Below are 1493 nucleotides of genomic sequence, written 5' to 3'. Positions count from 1 at the left end.
GCACTACAAAATCCCCAAAACCAACGCCACAATCTGCTTAACTCTTCGATTTTCAATTTTGGAGTGTAAAGCTTGTGACTCACTTATCCTGAGTTACTTTGTCATGCGTTTAGTCTAAACTCCAGTTCTTTATCCTTAGCCCCTCTGCCCCTCCACTCCTCAACCTCTGCGGTCATCTTTTACTCGTACCCACCACCAGGGGAACAGCGTCTTCAAATAAAAATTCATGGAGGAATCGCTCTGCCCATTCATGACCAAAGTAGCTGCTAAACAAACCAGATGCTGGATCACGGTCTGCACTATATTGATCGTAATCTTTTTGAGCTTTGACAATCCGCTGGATATCTTCTGGATCTTGGAGCGGTTTGGCATCTGCTAGCATTTGCCAATACAAATTTAAATAATCCTGAAAAGCTGCAAAGACCCGCGTCGCCACTGTTTCAGGGTCTGTTTTGGCAAACAGTAAATACTTAGAAAAATACTGATTGGCATCGTAAAACTTCATTTCTAAATTTTGTGCCAGATCTGGGTATTTATCATGCAGAGATTTTAGCGGAACTATGTACTTTCTTTGATAATTCTCATCCTGGAATAAAGGCTGAAAGTCAAGCACAATCAGATTTTTAACTTTACCAAAAGATAAAAAATCAATTCCTAACAGCGGTAAATCGTAGTGATGGCTGGGATAAATTACGCTATTAAAAATTTGGGCACTTTCCCCTGCATCAATGTAGGTGTAGCGAATTTTCCGCAACTCTGGGCATTGGTAACACCAACTGCGAATAGTTGCAGGACTTCTGCCGCGATCGCTAACTTTGAATTCCAAACCAGGGTCAATCCCCCTACTTTGTAAATCAAACCGCCTAAATAGCTCTTTTTCCAAAAATTCCAGGAAAGGTTTATACATGGAGCATGACTTGTTAACCCTTCGATAGAAAATAAAGGATGTGTATTATGCAAGTCTCATTTCTTAGAAACAAAGCAACATTCTGTAATGGTCATTGGGGCATGGGGCATTGGGATTGGGAACTATTGATCAATAAAATGATCAATGGAGTTTTGTGAGAAGACCTGATTTTGAGGATTTGGAAGTTTATCAACTTGCTGAAAAACTAGCTAATGAAATTTGGCATATTGTTAAAGGATGGGACAATTTCACTCAAGATACAGTAGGTAAACAAATTGTTAGGTCTGCTGATAGTGTTTGTGCCAACATCGCAGAAGGAAGGGACAAGTATAACGATCAAGACAATCGGCGTTTTGTCAAAATTTCGAGAGGATCTCTGTACGAAACAGTAAGCTGGTTAAGATTAGCCTACGCCAGACAACTATTAACAACTGAGCAAGTAAACAGATTCAAACCTATCCTTGATAAACTTTTACCCAAGCTCAATGCTTATCTAAAATCTATAGGAACTAGACAATAAGAAATAAGCAGAAATAAGCAATATAAAACGCGAAATAGGGACTTAATCCCCCATGCCCCATGCCCC

At 39.7% G+C, this 1493-nt stretch carries 2 protein-coding genes; one reads left to right on the top strand and one right to left on the bottom strand.

Features of this window, described 5'->3' with window-relative positions; all coding sequences use genetic code 11:
• Positions 1 to 172: 172 nt before the first annotated feature.
• On the bottom strand, positions 173 to 907 hold the full coding sequence (locus tag IQ246_RS29605; protein WP_194006841.1) for a 15,16-dihydrobiliverdin:ferredoxin oxidoreductase: 735 nt from the start codon (positions 905 to 907) through the stop codon (positions 173 to 175).
• A gap of 154 nt (positions 908 to 1061) precedes the next feature.
• On the opposite strand from IQ246_RS29605, the gene IQ246_RS29600 reads away from it, so the two are divergent.
• Complete coding sequence (locus tag IQ246_RS29600; RefSeq protein WP_194006840.1) at positions 1062 to 1427, top strand: four helix bundle protein; 366 nt, start codon at positions 1062 to 1064, stop codon at positions 1425 to 1427.
• Positions 1428 to 1493: the final 66 nt, after the last annotated feature.

The sequence above is a fragment of the aff. Roholtiella sp. LEGE 12411 genome, assembly GCF_015206995.1.
GTDB lineage: Bacteria > Cyanobacteriota > Cyanobacteriia > Cyanobacteriales > Nostocaceae > Komarekiella.
Note: the sequence above shows the minus strand (reverse complement) of the source record. Positions and strands in the feature narration are given on the sequence as shown.